General features: G+C 50.2%; 6 protein-coding genes. All 6 read left to right on the forward strand.

Features of this window, described 5'->3' with window-relative positions; translation table 11 throughout:
- Positions 1-29 precede the first annotated feature (29 nt).
- The 6 genes from AZ66_RS11050 (at position 30) to AZ66_RS11075 (ending at position 6,848) form a co-directional block, all read left to right on the forward strand.
- The gene (locus AZ66_RS11050) at positions 30-1,082 is read left to right on the forward strand and encodes an ABC transporter substrate-binding protein (protein WP_044354906.1); all 1,053 of its coding nucleotides are present in this window, start codon (positions 30-32) and stop codon (positions 1,080-1,082) included.
- 158 nt (positions 1,083-1,240) lie between these two features.
- Positions 1,241-2,290, forward strand: coding sequence for a nucleoside hydrolase (locus AZ66_RS11055; RefSeq protein ID WP_231586825.1), 1,050 nt, complete (start codon positions 1,241-1,243; stop codon positions 2,288-2,290).
- A gap of 27 nt (positions 2,291-2,317) precedes the next feature.
- Positions 2,318-3,136, forward strand: a complete 819-nt coding sequence (locus AZ66_RS11060) for an ABC transporter permease (protein ID WP_044354907.1) — start codon at positions 2,318-2,320, stop codon at positions 3,134-3,136.
- Positions 3,137-3,152: 16 nt separating this feature from the next.
- A complete protein-coding gene (locus AZ66_RS11065) occupies positions 3,153-3,944 on the forward strand; it encodes an ABC transporter permease (protein WP_021252207.1) in 792 nt (263 codons plus the stop codon).
- 22 nt (positions 3,945-3,966) lie between these two features.
- Entirely contained in the window at positions 3,967-5,076 is a 1,110-nt protein-coding gene (locus AZ66_RS11070) for an ABC transporter ATP-binding protein (protein ID WP_044354908.1), read from the forward strand.
- A gap of 53 nt (positions 5,077-5,129) precedes the next feature.
- Positions 5,130-6,848, forward strand: a complete 1,719-nt coding sequence (locus AZ66_RS11075; protein ID WP_044354909.1) for an adenine deaminase — start codon at positions 5,130-5,132, stop codon at positions 6,846-6,848.
- The last annotated feature ends 224 nt before the right edge of the window (positions 6,849-7,072 follow it).

The raw sequence follows: 7,072 nt of genomic DNA on the forward strand, positions 1-7,072 counted from the left end.
TTAGAATGGCATCAGGGGGATGGAGCTTCATGAAAAAATTAGCGTTAACACTTGCATTCGTACTTTCGATGGGAACACTGCTGGCAGCTTGCGGCGGGGACAAGGCAGCTGAAGGCGGTAAGGAAGCACCGACAGAATTGGTCATCTCAACTTGGGGCTTTGCCGAGGATGCGATGAAGAAGAACGTGTACGAGCCGTTCGAGAAAGAGTATAACGTTAAGATCGTGACAGAGATCGGCAACAACACGGATCGCTTGAACAAAGTCCGTCAAGGCAGCTCGAAGGTAGACTTGATCTACTTGTCCGATTACTATGCACTTCAAGGTGCGGAAGAAGGATTGTTCGAGAAGATTGATCGCAAGAGCATTCCGAACATCGAGCAGCTGTATGATATCGCCAAGGCGCCGATCGGTGAAGATTATGGCCCAGCACACACAGTAGCGCAGCTTGGACTTGCGGTGAATAGCGATGAGGCAAAAACGCCGATTGAATCATGGAGCGACCTGTGGAAGCCTGAATTGAAAAATAAAATTGCCCTGCCTAACATTACGATTACGACAGGGCCGATGATGATGGACTTCGCGGCGAAGGTAGCGGGCAACAAGGACATGGATACGGAAGCGGCCTTCAAAGCGATGAAAGAAATCAATCCTGGCGTCGTGAAGTATTACTCCAAGTCTGCTGACTTGGTCAATATGTTCGCACAAGGTGAAGTTGTGGCTGCACCGATGCAGGACACCTTCTTGGGCAGCTTGACGGAAGCTCTGCCATCCGCTAAGTTCGTAACGCCGAAGGAAGGCGCATATGCGCTCTTGAACACGGTCAACATTGTAAAGGGCTCGAAACATAAAGAACTGGCAGAAAAGTTCATTAACTGGCACTTGAGTCAGCAAGTACAAGAAGCGAACGCGAAGGCTCGCGTCGATTCGCCAACGAACAAAGAAGTGAAGCTGACCGCTGACGAGGCGAAAGGCTTGACGTATGGCCCAGATGTTGTTGAAAACCTGAAGACGCTTGACCTTCGTAAAGTGAACAAAGAAATGAGCGGTTGGATTGACCGCTGGAACCGTGAAATCGAGTAAAGTCCAAATAGTGAATGTTCAAAAATGTATACGTTGCAACGGCTAAGAGAGACTTCGTGACGACAAGGTACCTTTTTGAACTTCCTCGATGAAGAGGAGGGCTGCCGTTTATCGCACCCTCCTTTTTTATTCTCATCAACAGTTAGGAGGTTGGCATCATGATTGTGGATACGGCTGCTTCGAAGCGAATGCCCGTTATTATGGATGTCGATACGGGCGTAGATGATGCACTCGCATTAGCGTTAGTTTGGAAAAGCAAACAAGTGGAGCTTGTCGGCGTGACGACAGTGAATGGCAATGTCTCACTCTCACAAGCGACGTTAAATACACGAAAAGTGATACACATGCTGCAGCAGTTGGATGAGGACAAGCAATGCGAGGATGTTGAGGCGAACAAGGTTTCGCTGAATTTCGAGCAAAAAGAAGCTGCCTCTGCAAGGAATGGATTCACTCGCAATGTTCCGATCATTCCGGGAGCCAACGGGCCATTGATGCGTCCGACATTCTTCGAGCACGCCGTGCACGGCAACGATGGCTTGGGCGGGGCACTATCCGATATGAGTCCACCCGAGCTGGAGGAAGGGCTGCCGCATGCAGCACAGTTCATCATTGAGGAAGCGAAGAAGCGACCAGGTGAACTGACACTTCTGATGACAGCGCCACTCACGAACCTGGCAATTGCCTTGCGGGCATGTCCTGAATTGCCGCAGCTTGTTAAGCGGGTTGTTATGATGGGAGGCGCGCTGCAGACATTCGGCAACGTTACGCCAGTGGCGGAATACAACATCTACGTTGATCCGGAAGCGGCTAAAATGGTGCTGCATGCAGGCTTCGACCTGACCATCGTCGGTCTGGATGTGACGCGTCAGGCGCTGCTGCGGCCCGAGCATTTGGAGAAGCTTGATTCCACACCACTTGGAAGCTTTGTCCGTACATGTACGGCACAGTACATGGAGCGTTATCGAATGCGCAACGGTGTAGAGGCGTGCGCGATGCATGATCCGCTGGCTGCCTATATCGCGATCGACGCTAGTGTCGTCAAGACGCGCCGCTATTATGTGGATGTTGAGACACGAAGCGACTTGTGCGACGGTCAAACCGTGTGCGACGTTCAGAATCGCCTCGGCCGGGAGCCAAACGCAAATGTATGTGTAGAGGTAGATGGAGAGGCGTTCATGGATCGTTTTATCTCCGTATTGCAAGCTTAGACATCAAGAGAAACAGGAGACGAACTGATGAAAAAACCATTTATATGGCTGCTGCTTCCGGGACTCGTATTCTTGACCTTGTTCATGATCATCCCGATCTTCATGACGATTGGCTCAACTTTCTTCCGTGAAGGGCAATTTACAATCGACGGTTATGTGAAGCTGCTCGGCGATCCGTACATGCTGAAAATATTAGGTACTACACTGCAGGTCAGCTTCGTCACAACACTTGCCTGCATTTTGATCGGATTCCCTGCTGCTTACTATATTTCACGGCAGAAGGCGCGTATCAAAGGAATCCTGCTGGCGCTCGCAATCTTCCCACTCATGACGAGTGCGATTGTGCGCTCCTTCAGTTGGATGGTCATTCTCGGCAAGAACGGTTTGGTAAATCAGCTGTTGACCAGCATTGGATTAATTGATCAGCCGTTAAAAATCATGTATACGCCGACCGCAATGATGATCGGTCTCATTCATCTGTTTTTGCCGCTTATGATCATTTCGCTCGTAGGTGTTATGGAGAATATTGACGGCGACCTGTTGAATGCTTCATCAAGCCTTGGCGCATCGCGCATGAAGGGCTTCATGACCGTCATCGTGCCACTGTGTGTGCCTGGTCTTATCGTTGGAAGCATCCTTGTATTCGTCGGCAGTCTAACGGCGTATACGACGCCGCAGCTGCTTGGCGGCAAACAGCGAGTCGTTGCTACGTTCCTGTATCAGAATGCGATGACGCTCAACGACTGGGATATGGCTTCGATTATTGCGACCGTCATGATTGTCGTCACCTTCATCATTATCGGTCTTATGAATCAGCTCGCTCGCAAATTGAATCCGAAGGGATAACGGGGGTTAACTTCTTATGAAAGAACAACATCGCGGACTCGCCGTATTTACGGGATTGGTGTTTCTCTTTTTGCTCGGGCCGCTCATCATTATTATGGCAACGTCTTTTGGAGAGGGTTCGGTACTGAAGTTCCCGCCAGAAGGTTTCTCACTGAAATGGTATCGCAATATTTTTGATGTCGAAATGTTTTTGTCTACGTTCAAAGTTACGATCATCGTCGCGCTTGCCGGCAACCTTATTGCGCTTCTGCTCGGTGTTCCTGCTGCATATGCGCTGAGCCGCTATCAGTTCAAGGGCAAGGGGCTGCTCAATGCAATCTTTATCTCGCCGATTTTGATTCCTGGGGTTGTGCTCGGCTTCACGATGCTCAAGTATTTAGTCGTGAAATTCGAACTGCCCGTATATACAAGCTTGCTGATCGGACACATTGTGCTGATGCTGCCATTTATCATTCGCGTCATTGCATCAAGCTTGGCGAACTTCGACTATTCCGTTGAAGAAGCATCCATGAGCTTGGGTGCGAGCCGGCTGCAGACATTCTTCACGGTCGTGCTGCCTAACATTCGTTCTGGTCTTATCGCTGGTGTACTGCTCGCGTTCCTGGAATCGTTCAACAACGTAGATATTTCCGTGTTCATGACGGGACCTGGGGTCAGCACATTGCCGATTCAAATGCTGACCTATGTCGAGAATTACTTCGACCCGACGATTGCAGCAATTTCGGTGTTGCTGATGGTCATTACAGCATTGCTTATGTTCTCAATTGAACGCTTAATGGGACTCTCCTACTTCACGAAAAATAACTAGCATACATCGGAGGCCAACGATCATGGAATTGCTATCCCTTCAAAATATATCTGTTGCATACGAGAAAAATCTAATCTTGAAAGACTTCAACCTGAGCCTGAACGAAGGCGAGCTGATCTCTCTGCTCGGCCCATCAGGCTGCGGCAAGACGACAACACTGCGCCTGATTGCTGGCTTCCTGGAAGCGAAGGATGGCAAGTTCCTGTTCCAAGGAAAGGATTATACTCGGGTGCCGGTGAACAAGCGCAACTTCGGCTTCGTATTCCAGAGCTATGCACTGTTCCCGCACATGAGCGTGTTCGATAATGTCGCGTACGGCTTAAAACTGCGCAAGGTGGACAAGTCGTCCATCGCGAAACGTGTACATGAGATGCTGGAGGTTGTAGACCTGAAAGGCTTCGAAAAGCGATTCCCCGGAGAATTGTCAGGTGGACAGCGCCAACGCGTCGCAATCGCCCGCGCGCTCGTCATTCAGCCGGATCTGCTTCTGTTCGACGAACCGCTTAGTAACCTGGACGCGAACCTGCGCGTCAATATGCGTGTAGAAATTCGTCGCATTCAGAAGCAGCTTGGGATTACAAGCGTGTATGTATCTCACGACCAAGAGGAGTGCTTCTCCATTTCAGATAAAGTTGCCATCATGAACAAAGGCATCATTGAGCAATTGGATGCGCCAGCGAACATTTATAAATACCCGGCTACGGAATTCGTTGCGCGGTTTATCGGCTTCAATAACTTTATCGACATTGGTGAAATGCATGATGACGGGGGAGCCCTTACGATACATGGCGCAGAAGGAGCGAAAATGCAGGTCATCCATCGTTCAGGACATCCATTGTCCAGCTCGATGAAGGGCGCAATTCGTCCGGACGATCTCCTAGTAGTTACTGACAGCGAATGTACGGCTGGGATTGGCGGCTTAACGGCTGAGGATGTGGGAGCAGGGTGGAACCAGATTGACGGTCAAGTGAAAATCAGTACCTTCCTCGGTCGCAGCTATCAATACATCGTCGAAACGCCGCTTGGCGAATTCACGGTAAATCGCGAAATGGAGACGCCGTTTGAACGCGGTACAGCCGTGAAGCTCGTACTGCCGAAAGAAAAAGTCGTATTGGTGAGAACTTCGAATTAATTTTAAATGTATACCTCTATACCAACGAACGAAGGACAGCGAGGAGTGGAGACATGAAAATAGATTTGTTGGTAACGAACGTCAGCGTGTATAACGTGTATTTGAAACGATTCATACAAGGGAATGCCGCCATTCAGGATGGGCGTTTCCTCTACATTGGGAATCGCGAAACGGATGCATTCGAGGCGGTCGAGGTCGTGGACGGAACGGGAAAGTACATGATTCCAGGCCTCGTCGATATTCATCTTCATATTGAGAGCACGATGGTTACGCCGCAGACGTTCTCGCACGGCCTTATTCAAAACGGAGTCACGACGATTGTATCCGAGCCGCATGAGATGGCGAACGTGTTCGGCGTCGAAGGCGTGAAGGAAATGATACATGCAAGCAAGGGCTGCACAGCGGACATCTTATATGCAATTCCGAGCTCGGTGCCTGCAACGCCGCTGGAGACCACGGGCGGGGAAATCGACATTGCAGATATCGATGAGCTGCTGAAGGAAGAGCGGGTCGTATGCTTGGGCGAGATTATGAATTCGGTGGATGTTCTACGAGACCCGGACTGCAAGACGAACCGTATCCTGCACCATATCCGCACCAATTATCCGAATCTCATTATCGAGGGGCACACGCCGAAGAAGCTGGTTGATCTGGAACTGGCACGCTTCATGTTCGCAGGAGTAGACTCCGATCATACCGAGCAGGCCGTGGACAGCATGCGCGATCGGATGGCGAACGGCATGTTCCTTGAGATTCAGGAGAAGTCGATGACACCGGACATTATGGATGTACTCATTCATGAGGACGTAGCAGAGCTGTTCTGCTTCGTAACGGATGACGTCATGGCGGATACCTTCGTTCAGGACGGCCATTTGAATCACTTAGTTAAAAAGGCGATGGCTATGGGCATGAAGCCGGAACGCGCGATTTATGCGGCTACGTATACGCCAGCCAGACGGATGCACTTGTACGATCGCGGAGCAATTGCACCGAATAAAGTGGCGGACTTCGTACTGCTCAGCGACGTTGAGCAGTTCGACATCGCATCGGTATACAAGCATGGACGCTTGGCTTATGAGGCTGGAACAGCCTATGAGCAAGAGCGCGGCGAACGACAATTCCCGTCTCATTTCTATGAGAGTGTGAAGTTGCAGAAGCTAACGGCAGAAGATTTCCGGGTAGCTGCAGAGGCTGCTGATGGCGAGTATCTCTGCCGCGTCATGCAGGTGTTGAACGGAACGACGAACACGAAGGAACTGCATGAATCGGTACGTGTGGAAGATGGAGAATTGAAGTGGCAGGAGAGTCCATATGGGTTAATTGCTACCTTCGAACGTTATGGCAAGAATGGCAACCGTGCTTACGGACTCATTACGGGCAACACGATTAAGCGCGGAGCGATTGCGACGACGTATTCACATGACAATCACAACCTGCTTGTCGTAGGTCATTCACAGGCAGATATGGCGCTTGCGGCCAATACAGTCATTGCGGATCAAGGCGGCTTCTGTGTCGTTGATGACGGCGAGGTGATTGCACATATTCCGTTGCCTGTCGGCGGCATTTTGTCAGAGGAGCCGTTCGAGGAGTTCGGACAAGCCGTGAAGCTGCTGCGCGAAGCGATGGAATCAATTGGCTACGAGCATTATAACCCGATTATGTCGCTGTGTACGCATTCCTTGCCAGTAAGTCCGGCGCTGAAGCTAACGGATCTGGGATTGATCGATGTTCATGCTGGACAGGTCGTTCCTCTGCTAGTAGAAAAGGCTTGAATCGTATCAGTTGTTAACTGTTGAGGTATATTCCAGCATGTGCAACCCATTTCTGGCGCCAACCTTGGGGGTTACTTCTTTTTTCTATCCATGTAAGTCAGCAGCGCGACGATAAACGTGACGAACATGATCTCATTAACAATATCTTTTTCTGGTTGTTTTACAGGAACTGAGATGATAGGCGAAGAGCCGTAGGGATTGTGTCATCCTTACGGCTCTTTCCA

Source organism: Paenibacillus sp. E194 (assembly GCF_000935845.1).
Taxonomy (GTDB): domain Bacteria; phylum Bacillota; class Bacilli; order Paenibacillales; family Paenibacillaceae; genus Paenibacillus_B; species Paenibacillus_B alvei_B.

Coding starts and splice junctions, on each gene's coding strand:
- AZ66_RS11050 (WP_044354906.1), top strand. CDS start 30: ATGAAAAAATTAGCGTTAACACTTGCATTCGTACTTTCGATGGGAACA.
- AZ66_RS11055 (WP_231586825.1), top strand. CDS start 1,241: ATGATTGTGGATACGGCTGCTTCGAAGCGAATGCCCGTTATTATGGAT.
- AZ66_RS11060 (WP_044354907.1), top strand. CDS start 2,318: ATGAAAAAACCATTTATATGGCTGCTGCTTCCGGGACTCGTATTCTTG.
- AZ66_RS11065 (WP_021252207.1), top strand. CDS start 3,153: ATGAAAGAACAACATCGCGGACTCGCCGTATTTACGGGATTGGTGTTT.
- AZ66_RS11070 (WP_044354908.1), top strand. CDS start 3,967: ATGGAATTGCTATCCCTTCAAAATATATCTGTTGCATACGAGAAAAAT.
- AZ66_RS11075 (WP_044354909.1), top strand. CDS start 5,130: ATGAAAATAGATTTGTTGGTAACGAACGTCAGCGTGTATAACGTGTAT.